Annotated in this window: 18 protein-coding genes; 8 read left to right on the plus strand and 10 right to left on the minus strand. The window is 68.9% G+C overall.

The genetic code is table 11. From position 1 onward, the window contains the following. Window positions 1-156: 156 nt before the first annotated feature. Entirely contained in the window at window positions 157-2,469 is a 2,313-nt protein-coding gene (locus AB0I98_RS12395) for a transglycosylase domain-containing protein (RefSeq protein ID WP_362939285.1), read from the plus strand. Between the two features lie 119 nt (window positions 2,470-2,588). On the opposite strand, the gene AB0I98_RS12400 is transcribed toward AB0I98_RS12395, so the two are convergent. The 4 genes from AB0I98_RS12400 to AB0I98_RS12415 form a co-directional block, all read right to left on the minus strand. Continuing rightward, the gene (locus AB0I98_RS12400) at window positions 2,589-4,052 is read right to left on the minus strand and encodes a catalase (protein ID WP_362939288.1); all 1,464 of its coding nucleotides are present in this window, start codon (window positions 4,050-4,052) and stop codon (window positions 2,589-2,591) included. A gap of 99 nt (window positions 4,053-4,151) precedes the next feature. After that, window positions 4,152-6,170 (minus strand): SpoIIE family protein phosphatase, encoded by a 2,019-nt coding sequence (locus AB0I98_RS12405; RefSeq protein ID WP_362939291.1) that lies wholly within the window; start codon window positions 6,168-6,170, stop codon window positions 4,152-4,154. 301 nt (window positions 6,171-6,471) lie between these two features. Further along, window positions 6,472-7,164, minus strand: coding sequence for a DUF402 domain-containing protein (locus AB0I98_RS12410; RefSeq protein WP_362939294.1), 693 nt, complete (start codon window positions 7,162-7,164; stop codon window positions 6,472-6,474). A 72-nt stretch (window positions 7,165-7,236) separates the two neighbouring features. After that, window positions 7,237-8,622, minus strand: a complete 1,386-nt coding sequence (locus AB0I98_RS12415) for a class II fumarate hydratase (protein ID WP_362939297.1) — start codon at window positions 8,620-8,622, stop codon at window positions 7,237-7,239. 140 nt (window positions 8,623-8,762) lie between these two features. On the opposite strand from AB0I98_RS12415, the gene AB0I98_RS12420 reads away from it, so the two are divergent. Next, window positions 8,763-9,248, plus strand: a complete 486-nt coding sequence (locus tag AB0I98_RS12420; RefSeq protein WP_362939300.1) for a hypothetical protein — start codon at window positions 8,763-8,765, stop codon at window positions 9,246-9,248. A 26-nt stretch (window positions 9,249-9,274) separates the two neighbouring features. Here AB0I98_RS12420 and AB0I98_RS12425 read toward each other — a convergent pair whose 3' ends face one another. Next, entirely contained in the window at window positions 9,275-10,942 is a 1,668-nt protein-coding gene (locus tag AB0I98_RS12425; RefSeq protein WP_362939303.1) for a fumarate hydratase, read from the minus strand. Between the two features lie 146 nt (window positions 10,943-11,088). Here AB0I98_RS12425 and AB0I98_RS12430 point away from each other — a divergent pair, with 146 nt between their 5' ends. Both AB0I98_RS12430 and AB0I98_RS12435 read left to right on the plus strand, forming a co-directional pair. Next, window positions 11,089-11,784: a DUF1707 domain-containing protein gene (locus AB0I98_RS12430; RefSeq protein ID WP_362939306.1), complete on the plus strand. Its 696-nt coding sequence runs from the start codon at window positions 11,089-11,091 to the stop codon at window positions 11,782-11,784. Window positions 11,785-11,958: 174 nt separating this feature from the next. Continuing rightward, window positions 11,959-12,339 (plus strand): WhiB family transcriptional regulator, encoded by a 381-nt coding sequence (locus AB0I98_RS12435; protein ID WP_210577116.1) that lies wholly within the window; start codon window positions 11,959-11,961, stop codon window positions 12,337-12,339. Window positions 12,340-12,514: 175 nt separating this feature from the next. Here AB0I98_RS12435 and glpX read toward each other — a convergent pair whose 3' ends face one another. Continuing rightward, on the minus strand, window positions 12,515-13,552 hold the full coding sequence (glpX, locus tag AB0I98_RS12440; protein ID WP_362939309.1) for a class II fructose-bisphosphatase: 1,038 nt from the start codon (window positions 13,550-13,552) through the stop codon (window positions 12,515-12,517). Between the two features lie 128 nt (window positions 13,553-13,680). Here glpX and AB0I98_RS12445 point away from each other — a divergent pair, with 128 nt between their 5' ends. Beyond that, window positions 13,681-14,202, plus strand: coding sequence for a DUF4245 domain-containing protein (locus AB0I98_RS12445; RefSeq protein WP_362939312.1), 522 nt, complete (start codon window positions 13,681-13,683; stop codon window positions 14,200-14,202). A gap of 68 nt (window positions 14,203-14,270) precedes the next feature. Here the strand turns inward: AB0I98_RS12445 and AB0I98_RS12450 are convergent, their stop codons facing one another. From AB0I98_RS12450 to xseA, 3 genes are all read right to left on the minus strand, one after another. Continuing rightward, a complete protein-coding gene (locus tag AB0I98_RS12450; RefSeq protein WP_362939315.1) occupies window positions 14,271-14,861 on the minus strand; it encodes a malonic semialdehyde reductase in 591 nt (196 codons plus the stop codon). Window positions 14,862-15,000: 139 nt separating this feature from the next. Next, complete coding sequence (locus AB0I98_RS12455) at window positions 15,001-15,252, minus strand: exodeoxyribonuclease VII small subunit (RefSeq protein WP_210577120.1); 252 nt, start codon at window positions 15,250-15,252, stop codon at window positions 15,001-15,003. Window positions 15,253-15,261: 9 nt separating this feature from the next. Beyond that, on the minus strand, window positions 15,262-16,482 hold the full coding sequence (gene xseA / locus AB0I98_RS12460; protein ID WP_362939318.1) for an exodeoxyribonuclease VII large subunit: 1,221 nt from the start codon (window positions 16,480-16,482) through the stop codon (window positions 15,262-15,264). Between the two features lie 118 nt (window positions 16,483-16,600). Here xseA and AB0I98_RS12465 point away from each other — a divergent pair, with 118 nt between their 5' ends. Next, entirely contained in the window at window positions 16,601-17,659 is a 1,059-nt protein-coding gene (locus AB0I98_RS12465) for a 4-hydroxy-3-methylbut-2-enyl diphosphate reductase (protein WP_362939321.1), read from the plus strand. 29 nt (window positions 17,660-17,688) lie between these two features. Beyond that, entirely contained in the window at window positions 17,689-18,435 is a 747-nt protein-coding gene (gene ppgK / locus AB0I98_RS12470; RefSeq protein ID WP_362939324.1) for a polyphosphate--glucose phosphotransferase, read from the plus strand. A 14-nt stretch (window positions 18,436-18,449) separates the two neighbouring features. Here ppgK and AB0I98_RS12475 read toward each other — a convergent pair whose 3' ends face one another. Continuing rightward, window positions 18,450-19,007, minus strand: a complete 558-nt coding sequence (locus AB0I98_RS12475; RefSeq protein WP_362939327.1) for a DUF6542 domain-containing protein — start codon at window positions 19,005-19,007, stop codon at window positions 18,450-18,452. A 188-nt stretch (window positions 19,008-19,195) separates the two neighbouring features. On the opposite strand from AB0I98_RS12475, the gene ychF reads away from it, so the two are divergent. Further along, a complete protein-coding gene (gene ychF / locus AB0I98_RS12480; protein WP_362939330.1) occupies window positions 19,196-20,284 on the plus strand; it encodes a redox-regulated ATPase YchF in 1,089 nt (362 codons plus the stop codon). Window positions 20,285-20,388 lie beyond the last annotated feature (104 nt).

The raw sequence follows: 20,388 nt of genomic DNA on the forward strand, positions 1-20,388 counted from the left end.
TCAGCCGTCGGTTCTGTTGGGGCAGGTGCTGATTGTCACGTCCGTAAAAGACCGGATCGCACGCCCTTTGTCACATACAGCGGTGTTAGCTTTCTGAGCTGACCTGAGCGCGCAACCTGTGTGACAGCCGACGACGGAAGCGGAGCAGACGGAGCCATGGGACGAGCGGAAGAGAGACGAGCGCGGCAGCGCGGTGGCCACCGCGCCGCGCCCAGGCGCCGCTCGCGACGAGCGCCGGGGAAGAACGACGGCAAGAGCTTCATACGCCGGCTGTTCACCTGGAAGAAGCTCCTCGGCACGTTCCTCGGCGTCTGCCTGCTCGGCATCGGCGGCTTCATCGTGCTGTACCTGGTCGTCGACGTCCCCGACGGCAACGCGGCGGCGCAGGCCGCGAAGATGCAGAGCAACGTCTACAAGTACAGCGACGGCTCGGTCCTGGCACGCGACGGCAAGGTCAACCGCGAGATCGTGGACCTGTCCAAGGTGCCCAAGGACGTCCGGAACACCTTCGTCGCCGCCGAGAACAAGACCTTCTACAAGGACGCCGGCATCGACCTCAAGGGCACGGCCCGCGGTGTGTTCAACACGCTGTCCGGCAAGGGCGCCCAGGGTGGTTCGACGATCACCCAGCAGTACGTCAAGAACTACTACCTCAGCCAGGAGCAGACGGTCTCCCGCAAGCTGCAGGAGATCGTCATCTCCTTGAAGGTGGACCGCCAGATGTCCAAGGACGACATCCTCGCGGGCTACCTCAACACCAGCTACTTCGGCCGCAACGCCTACGGCATCCAGGCCGCCGCGCAGGCCTACTACCGCGTCGACGCCGACAAGCTCTCGGTCCAGCAGGGCGCCTACCTCGCCGCCCTCCTGCAGGCGCCCAGCTCGTATGACTGGGCGGTCGCTTCCGAAACCGGCAAGGAACTGGTGCAGGAGCGCTGGAACTACGTCCTGGACAACATGGTCGAGATGGGCTGGCTGGACTCCGGCAAGCGCCAGGCCATGAAGTTCGAGGTGCCCAAGGAGCCGAAGGCCGCCGCCGGTCTGGAAGGCCAGAAGGGCTATCTGGTCGAACTCGCCAACACCCAGCTGGAGAACCAGCTGATGAAGCAGGAGGGCCTCTCCCGCTCCGAGGCGGAGGCCCAGGTCAAGGGTCAGGGCTGGACCATCACCCTGAACATCGACAAGAAGAAGCAGGCGCAACTGGAGAAGGCCGCCAAGACCCAGCTGACCAGCAAGCTGGACCCCAAAAAGCGGCCCGTCGACGGGGACATCCAGGCGGGCGCCGTCTCCGTCGACCCCAAGACGGGCAAGATCGTCGCCCTCTACGGCGGTGCGGACTACTTCAAGCACTACCGCTCCAACGCGACGAGGACCGACTACCAGCCCGCGTCGACGTTCAAGCCGGTGATCCTCGCCGCCGCCCTGGAGAACAAGGCCAAGACGCAGGACGGCACGACGATCGGCGCGCGCACGGTCTACGACGGCACGAGCAAGCGGCCCGTCGTGGAAGACGGCAAGAAGATCGGCTTCGCCCCGCCGAACGAGGACGACGTCGACTACGGCGACGTCACCGTTCAGACGGCGACGAACAAGTCCATCAACTCGGTGTTCGCGCAGATGGGCATCGACGTCGGCTTGGACAAGATGATGGAGACGGCCACCAAGCTCGGCATGGACACCGCGGATCTGACACCGCGGGCCGCACACACCCTCGGCACCATGGGCGCCAGCCCGCTGCAGATGGCCGGGGTCTATGCCACCCTCGACAACCACGGCAAGAAGGTCACCCCGACCCTCATCGCATCGGCCGAGCAGAACGACCGGACGATCAAGATGCCGGACCCGATCGGCGAGCAGGTGATCAGCCGTGAGGCGGCGGACACGGTGACCTCGGTGCTGACCGGCGTGGTCGACGACGGTACGGCCCGCACATCGGTGCGCGACAACCCGGCCCGCGACGGCCAGGAGGTCGCCGGCAAGACGGGTACCTCCGACTTCGGCAGGTCGGCCTGGTTCACCGGGTACACGCCGGACATGGTGACCTCGGTCGGCATGTTCGGCGAGGACCTCAAGACCGGCAAGCAGGTCGACATGAAGGGCGCGACCGGCACCCTGCCGGGCAAGGGCAGGGTCAACGGCGGCGGCCTCCCGGCCCAGATCTGGGCGGCGTACATGTTCGGCGTGACAAAGACGGACGCCAAGTTCGACCTGGACACCACCCAGGGCGCGGGCGTCGAGCCGAGTTGGACACCGACGCCCACCCAGCAGCCCACCGAGACCCCGAGCAACGAGCCGACATCCGAGGAGCCGACCAGCGAGGCCCCGACGACATCGCGGCCGCCGAGCCAAACGCCCTCTCAGACTCCGAGCCAGACGCCCTCTCAAACTCCGAGCCAGACGCCTACGACGTCACCACCACCGGCGGACGGCAATCCGGAGGATCCGATAGATCCGGATCCGGGACTGTAGAAAAGGGGCGCCCGGCCAACGCTGGGCGCCCTGAGTGACTTAGGGGCGCGGGGAACTGCGCGACCAGCCCCCACCGCCGCGCAGCCGCACAACGACACTGAGCTCCCCGAACGGAGCGCCTACCGTCCATTCACCTCGTGGGCGATCCGATCCCCGATCTCCTTGTCGATATTGCGCCAGTACTGCAGAGCGCGGTCCACGACCGGCCGCGTAACCCCCTGCTTCAGATGCCCGCTGACATTGGAGACCAGCCGCGCGCGAGCGGCGTCATCAAGCACCTGCCGAACCATCGTCCCCGGCTGGCCAAAATCGTCGTCCTCACGGTGCAGCTTGTACGCCTCCCGCACCATCTCCCCCGCCGCCTGCCAGCCGGCGACATCACCGAACTGCTGAACCGCCGCGGCCGGACCCCCGTACGAGTTGGGCGCGTACGGCGCACCGGTGCGGGCGGCCTCGTACCGCATCGGCCCGTCCTTGGCGTACGAGTTGACCGCCGACCGGGGCCGGTTCGGCGGCAGCTGCGCATAGTTCGGACCGATGCGATAACGGTGCGTGTCCGGGTACGAGAAGAGCCGGCCGAGCAGCATCTTGTCCGGGGACGGGCCGATGCCCGGCACCAGGTTGGACGGCTCGAACGCGGCCTGCTCGATGTGGATGAAGTAGTCCTCGGGGTTCTGGTTGAGGGTCATCCGGCCGACCTCGATCAGCGGATAGTCGCCGTGCGGCCACACCTTGGTCAGGTCGAACGGGTTGAACCGGTAGTCGGGGGCGTCCTCGAACGGCATCACCTGCACATGGACCGTCCAGGACGGGTGCTCGCCGCGCTGGATCGCCTCGAACAGATCGCGGCGGTGGCAGTCGGCGTCCTCACCCGCGAGCCGGTCGGCGTCCGCCTGGGTGAGGAAGTCGATGCCCTGGTCGGTCTTGATGTGGTACTTGACCCAGAACTTCTCGCCGCCGCCGTTGACCCACATATAGGTGTGGGAGGAGTACCCGTTCATGTTGCGGTACGTCTTCGGGATGCCCCGGTCGCCCATCAGCCACGTCACCATGTGCGCGCTTTCGGGGGAGAGGGTCCAGAAGTCCCACTGCATGTTGTTGTCGCGCAGCCCGTTGTCCGGGCGGCGCTTCTGGGAGCGGATGAAGTCCTGGAACTTCTGTGGATCACGGACGAAGAAGACCGGCGTGTTGTTGCCGACCAGGTCGTAGTTGCCGTGCTCCGTGTAGAACTTCAGCGCGAAGCCGCGGGGGTCGCGCCAGGTGTCGGGGGAGCCGAGCTCACCCGCGACGGTCGAGAAGCGCGCCAGCATCTCGGTGCGCTTGCCGGGCTGGAACAGGTCGGCCTTGGTGAACTGGCTGACGTCGTTGGTTACTTCGAAGGTGCCGTATGCGCCACTTCCCTTGGCGTGCACCACACGCTCCGGGACCCGCTCCCGGTTGAACTGGGCCATCTTCTCGATGAGGTAGTGGTCCTGGAGCAGGATGGGGCCGTTGGACCCGATGGTCAGCGAGTGCTCGTCGCTCTCCACCGGGATCCCGTGGATGTTCGTGGTGTACGGAACCTGCTGAGGTGTCTGCGTCACGAGCGTCCTCCCGTCGTGCATGGGGGATCGGTCAGGTCGCTTCGCTCACGCCAGCCAGTCAACTCCGTCGTCGGGACATCGGCAACATTTGGATCCGGTCTAAGTCCGGTTCAGCTCGAACCAGACCACCTTGCCCGTGCTCAGCCGCGTCGCTCCCCAGCGCCGGGCCAGCCGGTTCACCAGATACAGCCCGCGTCCGCCCTCGTCCGTGTGCCGCGCCTGCCGCAGCCGCGGCAGCTGCGGCACATCGTCACCGACCTCGCAGCGCAGTACGTCGGTGCGCAGCAGCCGGAGCGTGATCGGCCGGGTCGCATAGCGCACGGCATTGGTCACGACCTCGCTGACCAGCAGCTCCACCGAGTCGGTCAGCTCCTCCATGTCCCAGCGGGCGAGCGCGCGCCGGGCCAGCCGCCGGGCCTTGCCGGGCGCCATCTCCTCCGGCTCCAGGAACCAGTACGCCACATCGTTGGGCGCGATCCCGTCGAAGCGGGCGGCGAGCAGCGCGATGTCGTCGTCCCGGTCGCCCGGGCCGAGCATGTCGAGCACCTCGTCGCAGAGCGCCTCCAGCGGCGGCGGATGATCGGGCCCGGTCAGCTGCGCGGTCGCGGCGAGCTTCTCGCGCAGCTGCTCTATGCCGGTCCACACGTCCCGCAGCCGGGACTCGACCAGCCCGTCCGTATAGAGGAGCAGGGTCCCTCCGGCGGGCGCGTCCAGCTCTACGGCTTCGAAGTCGACGCCGCCGACACCGATGGGGGCGCCGGGCGGCACCCGCAGCACCTCCGCCCGACCGCCGAGATGCAGCAGCACGGGCGGCGGATGGCCGGCGTTGGCGATGGTGATGCGGTGCGACACCGGGTCGTAGACGGCGTACAGGCAGGTCGCCATGCGGTCGGTGCCGAGGCGCTGGGCCTGTTCGTCGAGGTGGTGCAGGACCTCCTGCGGCGGCAGGTCGAGCCCGGCGAGGGTCTGCGCCGTGGTGCGCAGCTGGCCCATGATCGCGGCGGAGGTCATGGAGTGCCCCATGACGTCGCCCACCACCAGCGCCACGCGGCTGCCCGGTAGCGGGATGGCGTCGTACCAGTCGCCGCCGACGCGTGCGGTCTCGGCGGCGGGGAGGTAGCGGGACGCCAGCCGTACGCCGGTGGCCCGGGGCAGGTTCTCGGGCAGCATCGTGCGCTGCAGCTCGTCGGCGATGTACGCCTCACGGCCGTACAGCACCGCCTTGTCGATGCCGAGTGCGCTGTGCGTGGCCAGCTGGGCGGCGACGAGGAGGTCGTCGGGCTCGAAGGCCATGCGTTCCGGGCGACGCAGGAAGAGCGCGGCGCCGATGACCCGGCGCCGGCCGCGCAGCGGGGCGAGGATGGCACGCTGGCCGCCGGGTACGGCCACGTCGTCGCCGAGGAGCTCGGGCAGCGCGGCGCGGGCGGCCGGGGCGTCGGCGAAGACCGGGCGCACTCCGCGCAGCACCTCGTTCAGCGCGCCGCCGGGCCGTACCTCGCACAGCTCAGCGCTGGCCGGCGTCAGATCCGTCGGCTCGGGCTGCGGCACGGGCGCGAAACCGCCCTCGGTGTCCCGCTCCTCCGGGATCCGGTCGGTACGGCGCAGCCGCAGCACCACCGGGCCGGTGGGCCGCTCGTCGCCGACCGGCAGCGGGTCGCGCAGATAGACCAGGATCGCGTCCGAGAACGTCGGTACGGTCGCCCGGCACAGCCCCATCACGATCTCGTCGAGGTCGATGCCGCGGGCGATCCGCCGGGTCGCGGCGCCGACGAAGCGCAGCCGGTCGCCGTCCCGCCGCATCGGCGTGGGCCGGCCGGGCGCCACGCCCTGGCCGGTACGGCGGTCCTCGCGGGACTTGTCGTCTTCGGTGCCGTGCTGAACAGCGACCCCCTCGGGAACGGGCCGCGGACGGTGGTGGTCCGGCTCGACGGCGGCGGGCTGGGAGTGCTCCGTGTCACCGGCAGGCGTGCCCGCGGGCGGCGTCTCGCCGGTGCGGGCCTGTGCCGGTAAGGCGGAGGCGCGCGCCCCCGCGCCGGGGGTACGCAGGAGCGCCCCGCGGGGGTCCGTGGGGTCGGCGCCGGTCTCAGGGCGCTCGAAGGAGGTCGGCTGCTCCGTCACGCGTGTCGAATCCGTCCGTCCGGGGCCATGACTGCGCGCCTGGCGCGCAATGCGTCCCGCCGAAATGCCGATACCCGGAATACGTGCCCCAGGAACGGAATTCCCGCGTGGTGAAAGGCTGTTCCTGTGCCACCGGCGAACGGATCGTGGTCCGTACCGGTGTTGCCCTCGTACCCCTCGCTCACGTCCTGCCGCCCCTCGGTGACGTATGGTCAGGCCCGGCACACGTGCCGGGAGTTACTGCTGTAATCACTTGTGGAGGACGATCCTACGGTTGTGGCCCGGGGGCGCATCAAGGGTCTCATGTGGACACGTGCGCGGGCGTGCAGTGCCAGTCCTCCGGCAGTGACGGTACAGCCCAGGACGGATCCGGGCGCCAGTGCTGCCAGCCGTCCGAGAACGGAGGCCCCCAGGCGCGGATCGTCTCCACCGCGGACCGGCCCGCCGCCCGTACCCGCTCGGCGACTTCGGCGTCCATCAGCCCGTCCCGCTGGGCCTGCGCGAACTCGTCCTCGTCGCGCCAGTGCCAACTGCGGTCCGGGTGGACGGAGATGTCCAGAAAGTGGTCCTCGGAGTCCACGCCGCCGTCCCAACGCGCCAGGGGCTCTTCGAGGTTGACGTACCAGTTCTTGAACCGCCAGCCCGGCTCCCAGAACAGCCACACCGACCAGGGCTCGCCCGGCCGCGCCAGCTTCAGCACACCGGTGCCGAACCAGCGGTCGCGCTGTACGGTCCGCGGCTTGGTGTAACGCGACCGCAGCGGCTCCTCGTGGACGGGAGTCCCGTCGGCGAGCACCGGCCTGACGCACTCGGTGCCGGGCGCCAGCCAGACGGCGAGGATGTCCGCGTCGTCCCGGACGACGGTCACGGGGCGGGCGATGTGGAAGCGGTCGCCGGCATTCTCCCGGTAGCGCCACAGGATCCGGCTCCCGGGCGCCCAGAAGGCCGTCGTACCGTCCGCTTCCACTCGTCTCACCGCTCCGTCGTCTGGCATGCACAGATATTAGGTGTCACAGGCATACGACGCTGCGGTGCGCGTCACGGTTCACGCGGGCGGAACCTTTGGTTACGGGTGCGTCATGCGCAGCACATCCAGCGCCTCGTCCAGCTGCTCCACGGTCAGGTCGCCCCGCTCCACATACCCGCTTTCCAGCACGACTTGACGGATCGTCTTCCGTTCCGCGAGCGCCTTCTTGGCGACCTTGGCGGCTTCCTCGTACCCGATGTACTTGTTCAGCGGGGTGACCACGGAGGGTGACGACTCGGCGTACTCGCGGGCCCGCTCCCGGTGCGCGACGATCCCGTCCACGGTCCGGTCGGCGAGCAGCCGGGAGGCGTTGGCGAGCAGCCGGATCGACTCCAGCACGTTCTTGGCGATGACCGGCAGCATGACGTTCAGCTCGAAGTTCCCGGCGGCCCCGGCGGTGGCGACGGTGGCGTCATTGCCGATGACCTGGGCGCTGACCATGAGGACGGCTTCCGGAATGACCGGGTTGACCTTGCCCGGCATGATCGAGGACCCGGGCTGCAGGTCGGGCAGGCTGATCTCCGCGAGCCCGGTCCGGGGCCCGGACGCCATCCACCGCAGATCGTTGGCGATCTTGGTGAGCCCCACGGCGATGGTCCGCAGCTGCCCGCTCGTCTCCACGATCCCGTCCCGCGCGCCCTGCGCCTCGAAGTGGTCGCGGGCCTCGGTGAGCGGAAGCCCGGTCGCGCTCGCCACTTCCTCGATGACGGCGGCGGAGAAACCGGGCGGGGTGTTGATGCCGGTGCCGACGGCGGTGCCGCCGAGGGGCAGTTCGGCGAGGCGGGGGAGGGAGGCGTACAGCCGCTCGACGCCGTACCGGATCTGGGCGGCGTACCCGCCGAACTCCTGCCCCAGGGTCACGGGCGTGGCATCCATGAGATGCGTCCGGCCCGACTTCACGACGTCGGCGAACTCCTCCGACTTGCGGGTGAGGGAGGCCGCGAGGTGTTCGAGGGCGGGGATGAGGTCACGGGTGACGGCGGCGGTGGCGGCGATGTGGATGGAGGACGGGAAGACGTCGTTGGACGACTGCGAGGCGTTGACGTGGTCGTTGGGATGCACGGCCTTGCCCAGCCGCTCACTCGCCAGCGTGGCGATGACCTCGTTGGTGTTCATGTTGGACGAGGTCCCCGAGCCGGTCTGGAACACGTCGACCGGGAAGTGCTCGTCCCACCGCCCCTCGGCGACCTCACGCGCCGCCTCCTGGACCGCCTCGGCGACGTCCTCGTCGAGCACCCCCAGCCGTGCGTTGACCTTCGCAGCGGCCCCCTTGATCCGCGCCAGCGCCTCGATGTGCGCGCGCTCGATGCGCTGCCCGGAGATGGGGAAGTTCTCGACGGCGCGCTGGGTCTGGGCCCGCCACTTGGCGTCCGCCGGGACGCGGACCTCTCCCATGGAGTCGTGCTCGATGCGGTAGTCGCTCATACCGGCTATAGCGATCGAGAGCGCCGCGATGTTCCGGGACTTGGGCCGGACGGAGACCCGGCTCACCGGGCGGGCACGGGGTGACGGTCGGACAATGAAAGGTCGAGGGGGGAGATCCACCACCCCACAGGAGGCAGGACATGCGCCCCAACCTCAGGCGACTCGCCACGCTCGGGACCTGCCTGGCCGCAGCTGTCGCCCTCGGTGCCTCACACCCCGTCTCCGCCACCGACGGTGACGAGGACTTCACGCTCTTCTCCAGGGAGGTCCCCGGCGACGAGGAAGGGGAGGGCGGACCGCCCGCCCTCGGAGACTCCTTCGCCTTCGCCGACGACCTCTATCGCACCAAGGGCGGCGAGAAGGTCGGCCGGGACGGCGTGACCTGCACCGTCGTCCGCCTCGGCAATCCGGGCGACCTGCAGTGCATCGGCACCTTCGCGCTGTCCGGCGGGTACATCACCGGTCAGACACTCATGCAGTTCGACCCGGCGGACGAGTCGGCGGAACTGCCCCCGTTCGACATCGCCATCACCGGCGGAACCGGCGACTACGAAGAGGCGCGCGGTTCCATCCGCTCGACCGACGACGGCGAGTACTCGAAGCTGGACTTCCGCGTCAGGGGCTGAACCGGAGTGCCGCGGGGGCGAAGGCGCTACGCCAGCCCCGGCCCCCGCACCGGAATCGACGTGAACGTAGGCGCCGGCGCCGGGTCCTGGAAGAAGTCGTTGCCCTTGTCGTCGACCACGATGAACGCCGGGAAGTCCTCGACCTCGATCTTCCAGACGGCCTCCATGCCGAGCTCCTCGTACTCGACGACCTCGACCTTCTTGATGCAGTCCTGGGCGAGCCGCGCGGCGGGCCCGCCGATCGACCCCAGGTAGAACCCGCCGTGGGTGCCGCACGCGTCCGTGACCTGCTTGCTCCGGTTGCCCTTCGCCAGCATCACCTTGGAGCCCCCCGCCGCCTGGAACTGCTCGACGTAGGAGTCCATGCGCCCGGCGGTCGTAGGCCCGAAGGACCCGGACGCGTACCCCTCGGGCGTCTTCGCCGGCCCCGCGTAGTACACCGGGTGGTCCTTCAGGTACTGCGGCATCTCCTCGCCCGCATCGAGCCGCTCCTTGATCTTGGCGTGCGCGATGTCACGGGCCACGACCAGGGGACCGGTGAGCGAAAGCCGGGTCTTCACCGGGTACTTGGTCAGCTCGGCGAGGATGTCGTCCATCGGCTGGTTGAGGTCGATGCGCACCACGTCGGAGGCCTCGTCGAGGTGCTCGTCCGTCGTCTCGGGCAGGAACCGCGCCGGATCCGTCTCCAGCTGCTCCAGGAAGACGCCCTCCGCGGTGATCTTCGCGACGGCCTGCCGGTCGGCCGAGCAGGACACGGCGATGGCGACCGGGCAGGACGCACCGTGCCGCGGCAGCCGCACCACGCGCACGTCGTGGCAGAAGTACTTGCCCCCGAACTGCGCCCCGATCCCGATCTTCTGCGTCAGCTCGAAGACCTTCTCCTCCAGCTCCTTGTCCCGGAACCCGTGCCCGAGCGGCGAGCCCTCGGCCGGGATCTCGTCCAGGTAGTGCGCGGAGGCGTACTTGGCGGTCTTGAGGGCGTACTCCGCGCTCGTACCGCCCACCACGATCGCCAGGTGGTACGGCGGACAGGCGGCCGTACCCAGCGAACGGATCTTCTCCTCCAGGAACTTCATCATGGAGGCCTCGTTCAGGACGGCCTTGGTCTCCTGGTAGAGGAACGACTTGTTGGCGGAGCCGCCGCCCTTCGCCATGAACAGGAACTTGTAGGCGCCGCCGTCGGTGGCGTACAGCTCGATCTGGGCGGGGAGGTTGGAGCCGGTGTTCTTCTCGTCCCACATGGTGAGCGGGGCCATCTGGGAGTACCGGAGGTTGAGGTTCAGGTACGCGTCGTAGATGCCGCGGCTCAGCGCCTCCTCGTCCCCGCCCTCGGTCAGCACGTTCTGCCCGCGCTTGCCCATCACGATCGCCGTGCCGGTGTCCTGGCACATCGGCAGCACACCCGCCGCCGCGATGTTCGCGTTCTTCAGCAGGTCCAGGGCCACGAACTTGTCGTTGCCCGACGCCTCGGGGTCGTCGATGATGCGCCGCAGCTGAGCGAGGTGCGCGGGCCGCAGATAGTGCTGGATGTCGTGGATGGCCTCCTCGGCGAGCTTGCGCAGCGCCTCCGGCTCGACCTTGAGGAAGGTGCGCCCGTCGGCCTCGAAGGTGGAGACACCCTCTGAGGTCACCAGCCGGTACGGGGTGGTGTCCTCTCCCATGGGGAGCAGATCGGTGTACGCGAACTCAGGCATGTCGCCCATTCCTCACTCGACAGACGCGACGGCTGACCTCCATCGGCAGCGCCCACCAGCGTAGGACCTGCGTCGGCGGCGGAGCTTGTGAGGTAATCCTCAGTTGGGGGTAGTCGCGATCTATCGCGTTTCGGTACGCTGCTGTCGTGGACCTTCAGAAGCACACCGCGCCCGCGCAGAACGCGCCGGCCGCCACCGAGCTCCGTGCCTCCGACGCCGACCGCGACCGGGTCGCGGACATCCTGCGCGAGGCACTCGCCGAGGGCCGCCTCACCGCCGACGAGCACGCCGAGCGGGTCGAGGGCGTGCTGGCCGCCAAGACCGTGGGCGCGCTGGACGTCTTCATCCAGGACCTGCCCGCCGCCCACCAGCGCCGGGGGACCCCGGCCGCCGCCCCGAACCGCCCCACCGCAGGCGCCATCCCGGTCGACCCCGATGACAATGTGGTCGCGGTGTTCAGCAGCGCCGTCCGCAAGGGCCGCTGGCGCGCGGGCCGCCGTATCCACGCGTACGCGATCTTCGGCTGCGTGGAGATAGACCTCAGCGAGGCCCTCTTCGAGTACCAGCAGGTCGTGATCAAGGCCATCTCGGTCTTCGGCACCGTCGAGGTCCGCGTCCCGGAGAACGTGTCGCTGCGCGGCACCGGCGGCGGTGTCCTCGGCAACTTCGAGGTGGACACGCTGGATTCGACGGAACCGCAGGCGCCGGTCGTCTACGTCGACGGCTGGGCCGTCCTCGGCAACATCGAGGCAAGGCCCAAGCGGGGCAAGCTGGTTGCCGACATCCTCGATCGGGTCCAGCACAAGGTCGACAAGAGTTTGCGCAAACATCTGGATCATTGACGGTCGTGAACCGGGGCCTGATCCAAGGGGATTCGATCAGTCTCCGGTGCCGCACGGCACCGCGCACGAAGCGCCGTATTCCAGCGGTTCGGAACACAGTGCATAGGCGTGCGCACAGCGGGTATCCCTTGCTGCATCGTCTCTCGCTCGCGAAGCCGTCGTCAGGAGTAGACCGTGCTGCAACCGCCGCATTCGTCCCTGCAGGTAGCTGCCGCTCCGGCGCCGCGGGTGCCAGTGCGAGACAGGGACCAAGACGCGCCTTGGCACACCGAGGCGGTGTGCCGGCGCGACGAGGCCGGCCTGTTCTTCGCTCCCTCCAAGGAACCCACCGCCGCACGCCTCTCCCGCGAGGAGGCCGCCAAGCGCGTCTGCGCCCGCTGCCCCGTCATGGTCGAGTGCCGCGAGCACGCACTGCTGCAACCCGAGCCCTACGGCGTCTGGGGCGGCCTCACCGCCGCCGAACGCCGCGTGGTCCTGGCAAGGCGCCGCCGCCGCGACATGGAACTCAAGAAGGCAGCAAGGACAACGACGGACCGCATAGCCCAGGCAGGCTGAGCAACAAAAAGAGAGGGGCGCCCCCACCGCACCGGGGGCGCCCTCTTGCTGCCGGTTTCGCTGACCGACCTCAGGGGCGCGGGGCTGTATCGATTTGCGGCTCCGCCGCGTGGGCGCGATCAACCACAACGCACCCGCAGCCGCGAACGCTCCAAAGTCCCCGAGCTACTAGGCGTTACTTGGCCCGATCAAAGTCAATCGCGCTATAAGCCCGCAACTTGCTCAACCGATGCTCAGAATCAATCCTCCGCACCGTCCCCGACTTGGACCGCATCACGATGGAATCAGTCGTCGCGTTCTCCGACCGATACCGCACCCCCCGCAGCAACTCCCCATCCGTGATCCCCGTCGCCACAAAGAACACGTTCTCCCCGGACACCAGGTCGTCCGTCATCAGCACCCGGTCCAGGTCATGCCCCGCATCCACCGCCCGCTGCCGCTCCTCCTCATCCTTGGGCCACAGCTTGCCCTGAATGGTCCCCCCGAGGCACTTCACCGCACAGGCCGAGATGATCCCCTCCGGCGTCCCGCCGATACCGAGCAGCATGTCGACCCCGGTGCCCTCACGCAGCGCGTAGATCGACCCCGCGACATCCCCGTCCGAGATCAGCTTGATCCGCGCACCGGCGTCCCGGATCTCCTTGATGATCCCCTCGTGCCGCGGCCGGTCCAGGATGACCACGGTCACATCCTCCGGCGTGGACCGCTTCGCCTTGGCGACCCGGCGGATGTTCACCGAGACGGGCGCGTCGATGTCCACGAAGTCGGCCGCCTCGGGCCCGGTGACCAGCTTGTCCATGTAGAAGACGGCGGAGGGGTCGAACATCGACCCGCGATCCGCGGCGGCGAGCACGGCGATCGCGTTCGGCATGCCCTTGGCGGTCAGCGTGGTCCCGTCGATCGGGTCGACGGCGATGTCGCACTCCGGTCCGGTCCCGTCGCCCACGCGCTCCCCGTTGAAGAGCATCGGGGCCTCGTCCTTCTCACCCTCGCCGATGACGACGACGCCGTTCATCGACACGGTGGAGACGAGGGCCCGCATGGCGCGCACGGCCGCACCGTCGGCGCCGTTCTTGTCGCCGCGCCCGACCCAGCGGCCGGCGGCCATCGCCGCGGCTTCGGTGACCCTGACCAGCTCCAGGGCGAGGTTGCGGTCGGGGGCCTCGGAGGGAACTTCGAGTTCGGACGGCAGATGATGATGATTCTCGGTCATCGACACGCACCTTTCTGATACGACGACGGCCGGATGAGGGTGATGGCGACGACTCTATCGCCAGACCGCCAGAATGAGCAGGGGACCCCACGGATGAGCAGGCCAGGGCACCTGCGACGATAGGGGGCGTGGCAGGTTCCAACGGTAAGCAGAAGACGGTCCGGGACATGGTTCTCTCCCTGGGCCTGATCGGGATCATGGCGGGGGTCATCTACCTCTTCATCCCGCACGACGACTCGGAGCCCGACCTTCAGCGGGTGGACTACCGCGTCGAGCTGCTCACGGCACGTCGTGCGGCGGCGTACCCGGTGGTCGCGCCGGAGGGCCTGCCGAAGACGTGGAAGGCGACCTCCGTCCGCTTCCAGGGGGACGAGTTCGACACCTGGCATCTCGGCTTCCACACTCCCGATGGTGAGTACGTGCAGGTCGAGCAGTCGACTCAGAAGCCGTCGGAGTTCATCGACGACGCCACGCAGGGCTCGGAGGCCGCGAACCAGAAGCAGGAAATCGGCGGCCGGACCTGGACGCGGTACACCGGCGGCCGGTACGACGCGCTCGTGCACCAGGCCGACGGGGCGATGACCGTGGTGGCGGGCACGGGCTCGTTCGAGCTGCTGACGGAGATGGCGCAGGCGCTCAGGACGAAGTGAACGTACCAAGGCCCCCGGCGGTGATGCCGGGGGCCTTCGTCACGTCTGCCTGTCCGCCGTGCCGTCCGTCAGACGGTGGTGACGACCTGCTCGTACGGCAGTCGCGGGGAGCGCGGGAACCAGGCGTCGTCGCCCGGCCGGCCGATGTTGATGACCATCAGCGGGGTGTGGTCGTCGTCCAGGAACTCCTTGCGGACGCCCTCGAAGTCCAGGCCGGTCATGGGGCCTGCGGCCAGACCGGCGGCGCGGACGCCGATGATGAAGTACGCGGCCTGGAGGGCGGCGTTGAGACCGGCGGCACCCTCACGGGCGGCGCGCTCGGCGAAGAAGACGTCCTTGGCCTGCGGGAAGTGCGGGAAGAGCTCGGGCAGCTCCTCGTGGAACTCGTTGTCCGCGGCCAGGATCGCGACCAGCGGGGCGGTGGCCGTCTTCGGCTGGTTGCCTTCGGCCATGTGCTGCACCAGGCGCTCGCGGGCCTCGGCGGAGCGGACCAGGGTGACGCGCAGCGGGCTCTGGTTGAAGGCGGTCGGGCCGTACTTGACCAGGTCGTAGATCGCCTGGACCTGCTCGTCGGTCACCGGCTCGTCGGTGAAGGTGTTCGCGGTGCGGGCCTCGCGGAACAGCAGGTCCTGGGCGGCGGGGTCAAGAACGAGAGTCATACGTGAACCTTCTCGGTGTGTGCGTCGGCCCCGGAAGCGGACCGTGGACCGGTTGACGTCCTCGACGCTACGCGAGTGAAGTTCAACCTTCAACAAAAACCGGGGCGTGGTGATCCGCTTCACAGTTCACCCAGGCTTTTTACTCGGAGTCGCCCTCGGTCCCGGCCGCTTCCTCCTCGGCCAGCGCCGCGTCCAGCCGGGCCCGCGCACCGTCCAGCCAGCGCCGGCAGACCTTCGCCAGCTCCTCGCCCCGCTCCCAGAGCGCGAGGGACTCCTCCAGCGTCGTACCGCCCGCCTCCAGCCGCCGTACGACCTCGATCAGCTCGTCCCGAGCCTGCTCGTACCCCAGCGCCTCGCCCGCGGCCACGCTCTCCTCCACCTTGCTGGTCATGCGCCCACCCTATGCATCGCTTCGTGCGTCGACTCGTACGGAGAACTCACCCTCGGCGACCCGCGCGCGCAGTGCCTCGTCCGCCGTCACCTCACCGGGATCCCGGACCACATGCCCGTCGGCCTTCTGCAGCACCGCATAGCCTCGCTTCAGGGTCGCCGCGGGGGAGAGGCCCACCACGCGCGCGTGGGTGTGCGTCAGCTCCGAGTCGGCGCGGTCGAGGAGGTGGCCGAGGGTGCGCCGGCCACGGTCGGTCAGGGACGCCACATGGTCGGCCCGCTCGTCGATCATGCGGTGCGGATCCTCTATCGAGGGCCGGGCCAGCGCATGCGCGAGCCCCCGTTCCTCCCGCTCGATGAACGCCTCGACACACCGCCGAGCACGATCACGCAGCAGCCGCACCCGCTCATATTCCTCGCCCACGTCCGGTACGACCTTCTTGGCGGCGTCGGTGGGAGTGGAGGCACGCACATCGGCGACGTGGTCGAGCAGCGGGTTGTCGGGCTCGTGTCCGATGGCGGACACCACGGGCGTACGACAGGCCGCGACCGCCCGTACGAGCTGCTCGTCGGAGAACGGCAGCAGATCCTCCACGCTGCCGCCGCCCCGCGCGACGATGATCACGTCCACGTCGTCGATCGCGTCCAGGTCCTTCACCGCCTGCACGACCTGCGGCACGGCGTGCACGCCCTGCACGGCGACGTTGCGCACCTCGAAGCGGACGGCCGGCCAGCGGTGCCGGGCGTTCTCCAGCACATCCCGTTCCGCGGCGGAGGCCCGCCCGCAGACCAGCCCGATGAGCTGCGGCAGAAACGGCAACGGCTTCTTCCGCTCGGCGGCGAACAGCCCTTCCGCGCCCAGCGCCTTCTTCAACTGCTCCAGCCGCGCGAGCAGTTCTCCCACCCCCACGGGCTTTATCTCGGCGGCCCGCAGCGACAACTGCCCCCGCGGCGCGTACCACTCCGGTTTCGCCAGTACGACGACCCGGGCGCCCTCACTCACCACATCGGCGACGGCATCGAACACCTGGCGATAACAAGTGACGCTCACGGAGATGTCGTACGACGGATCCCGCAACGTCAAGAACACGACCCCCGCCCCCGGCCGCCGCGACAACTGCGTGATCTGCCCCTCGACCCACACCGCCCCGAGCCGATCGATCCAACCCCCGATGAGCCGCGACACCTCACCGACGGGCAGCGGCGTTTCCGCGGACGTGTTCAAGGCCATGCCGCGAGCGTAACGGCCACCGCCGACATCGCAGCCGACGTGTGCTTCCCCACGCCTCCCAGTCCGCGATCGGTCTCCCCATGGAGGCGATCTTTGACCCGGCGAGCGCGGCCTTACGATGGGACGCATGACTGCTTCGCCTGGCCGCCGTGTCCTGCTCGCCGCCCCCCGGGGCTACTGCGCGGGCGTGGACCGCGCCGTGATCGCCGTCGAGAAAGCCCTCGAGCAGTACGGGGCTCCCGTCTATGTCCGGCACGAGATCGTCCACAACAAGTACGTCGTGCAGACCCTGGAGAAGAAGGGCGCCATCTTCGTCGAACGGACGGAAGAGGTCCCCCCGGGGAACATCGTGATGTTCTCCGCGCACGGCGTCGCCCCCGTCGTCCACGAAGAGGCGGAGCGCGGCAGGCTCGCCACCATCGACGCCACCTGCCCGCTCGTCACCAAGGTCCACAAGGAAGCCGTCCGCTTCGCCAAGGAGGACTACGACATCCTCCTGATCGGGCACGAGGGCCACGAGGAAGTCATCGGCACGTCCGGCGAGGCCCCCGAGCACATCCAGCTGGTCGACGGCCCCGAGGACGTCGCCAAGGTCGAGGTCCGCGATGAGTCGAAGGTGGTCTGGCTCTCCCAGACCACGCTCTCCGTCGACGAGACGATGGAGACCGTCGACGCCCTCAAGGAGAAGTTCCCGCAGCTCATCTCCCCGCCCAGCGACGACATCTGCTACGCCACGCAGAACCGCCAGCTCGCCGTGAAGGAGATGGGCGCGCAGGCAGAGCTGGTCATCGTGGTCGGCTCCCGGAACTCCTCCAACTCCAAGCGGCTCGTCGAGGTCGCCAAGCTCGCCGGCTCCCGCGAGGCCTACCTCGTGGACTACGCCGACGAGATCGACGAGGCGTGGCTCGAGGGCGTGTCCACGGTGGGTGTCACCTCCGGCGCCTCGGTGCCCGAGATCCTCGTCGAGCAGGTGCTGGAGTGGCTGTCCCAGCGCGGCTTCGAGGACGTCGAACTGGTGAAGGCGGCCGAGGAGTCCATCACCTTCTCGCTGCCGAAGGAGCTCCGCCGTGACCTGCGCGAGGAGGCGGCGACGCTGGTCGCCGAGCGAGGCGGGGCGGGCACGGAAACGGGCGCCGTCACGGGCACCGGTTCCGGTTCCGGCACCTCCGGGGAGTGACTGTCAGTCCACCGTCGTAACGTAGGGCCATGCAGATCTTCGGCGTGGACATCGGTGGATCCGGGATCAAGGGCGCCCCTGTGGACCTGGACAGGGGCGACCTGGCTCAGGAGCGCCTCAAAGTGCTCACTCCCCATCCGGCGACGCCCGACACGGTGGCCGACGGGGTGAAGGAGGTCGTCGACCACTTCGGCTGGACCGGCCCGGTCGGCATCACCTTCCCGGGCGTGGTCACCGGTGGGGCGACGATCCGCACCGCGGCCAACGTGGACAAGAGCTGGATCGACACCGACGCGCGCGCACTGCTGGGCGAGCGGCTCGGCGGCCTCCAGGTGACCGTGATCAACGACGCGGACGCGGCGGGCGTCGCCGAGATGCAGTTCGGCGCCGGCCGCGACCGCCGGGGCACGGTGATCATGCTCACCTTCGGCACCGGCATCGGCAGCGCCCTCTTCATCGACGGCGTCCTCGTCCCGAACACCGAGCTGGGCCACCTGGAGCTGCACGGGCACGACGCGGAGAAGCGCGCCTCCAGCAAGGCCAAGGAAGACCACGACCTGTCCTGGGAGCACTGGGCCCACCGGGTGCAGGCGTATCTCGCCCATGTGGAGATGCTGTTCTCCCCGGAGCTGTTCATCGTCGGCGGCGGCGTCAGCCGTAAGGCGGGCAAGTTCCTGCACTTCATCGAGGGCATCAAGGCCGAGATAGTCCCGGCGCAGCTGCAGAACAACGCGGGGATCGTGGGAGCGGCGATGCGGGCGGCGAAGGAGGGCTAGGCCGGCGGGAGGGGCTACACCCGTCGGCGGCGGCGCACCATGCGGACCCTTCGCACCGTCACGATCACACCGGCGATCAGCGTCCCCCCGTACAGCCACCCCGCCTCTGTGGCGAGCGCCGTGACGAAGCCCATCAGCCGCCCGTCGGCCCCGTCGCTCCCGTCGGCGACGGGCAGCAGCCCCACGGCGAAGGCGATCGGCACCACGACCGGCGCCGTCACCAGGTCGGCCTTGCGGATCCACACCGCCGTCAGCACACAGACCGGCAGGAACAGCACGCCGTACACCGTCGTCGACGACCCGAACAGCAACGAGTCGAGACAGCCCGACGCGAGCATCAGCACCCCGCAGAACAGCCCGCCGCCGAGCCCGGTGAGCCGGGGGTTCGGCATCCGGCGCACGGCCCGGGCGATCCGCCGCACGGCCAGCACCACCGGCGGAGCGGGCCGCCGTACGCCCGCCCCCGGTGGCCGCCCCTCAGGCCGGCCGCCCGGGCCGCGGCCCTGCGGGGGCAGCCGGGGTGTGCCGCGTGGCGTTCCGTACCGGGGGGACCGCGTCCTGTGTTGCTCCACCGGACCAACCTAGGTCGGTTTATGTGCCGAATAGCCCGTCAGACACGCCGTTGGACAGACGTTGGCCAAGCGTTCGATACGACGCCGATACGGGGTTCGGCAGCCCGTAGACTGGTGGATCGGCCCAGGTCTCCACGCCTCAGTCCCCTCAGATCCCTCAGGTCCTCTCACGTACGGGAAGTCGCAACGTGTCGCTCACGATCGGAATCGTCGGTCTGCCGAATGTCGGCAAGTCGACCCTGTTCAACGCCCTGACCAAGAACGACGTGCTGGCGGCCAACTACCCGTTCGCCACGATCGAGCCGAACGTGGGCGTGGTCGGCGTCCCCGACGCCCGGCTCACCAAATTGGCCGAGATCTTCTCCTCCCAGCGCATCCTCCCGGCGACCGTCGACTTCGTCGACATCGCGGGCATCGTGCGCGGCGCGAGCGAGGGCGAGGGCCTGGGCAACAAGTTCCTCGCGAACATCCGTGAGTCGGACGCGATCTGCCAGGTCATCCGCGCCTTCAAGGACGAGAACGTCGTCCACGTCGACGGCAAGGTCTCGCCCAAGGACGACATCGAGACCATCAACACCGAGCTGATCCTGGCGGACCTCCAGACCATCGAGAAGGTCCTTCCCCGGCTCCAGAAGGAGTCGCGGATCAAGAAGGACGTAGCGCCGAAGGTCGCCGCGATCGAGGCCGCCAAGGAGATCCTGGACAAGGGCGACACCCTCTTCTCCCAGGGCATCGTCCAGGGCAGCGAGCGCGCGGAGCTCCTGCACGACCTGCACCTCCTGACCACCAAGCCCTTCCTCTACGTCTTCAACGTCGACGAGGACGAGCTGACGGACGAGGACTTCAAGAACGAGCAGCGCGCCCTGGTCGCCCCCGCCGAGGCGATCTTCCTCAACGCCAAGCTCGAGGCGGACCTCGCCGAGCTGGACGAGGAGGACGCGATGGAACTGCTGGAGTCGGTCGGCGCCGAGGAGCCCGGCCTCGCCACCCTCGCCCGCGTCGGCTTCAACACCCTCGGCCTGCAGACCTACCTCACCGCCGGCCCCAAGGAATCCCGCGCCTGGACCATCAAGAAGGGCGCCACCGCCCCCGAGGCCGCCGGCGTCATCCACACCGACTTCCAAAAGGGCTTCATCAAGGCCGAGGTCATCTCCTTCGCCGACCTGGTGGAGATGGGTTCGGTCGCTGAGGCCCGTGCCAAGGGGAAGGCCCGCATGGAGGGCAAGGACTACGTCATGCAGGAGGGGGACGTGGTGGAGTTCCGCTTCAACGTGTAGCGGCTGACATATCACCACGTAGCTGATCTGGCAAACATGCAGGTCAGAGAGGGTCCGGCTCTTCGGGGTCGGGCCCTTAGTTTTTTCCCGTGCTGGGATGGTGC

Origin of the sequence: Streptomyces sp. NPDC050211, from assembly GCF_040656035.1 — a bacterium.
Classification (GTDB): Bacteria; Actinomycetota; Actinomycetes; order Streptomycetales; family Streptomycetaceae; genus Streptomyces.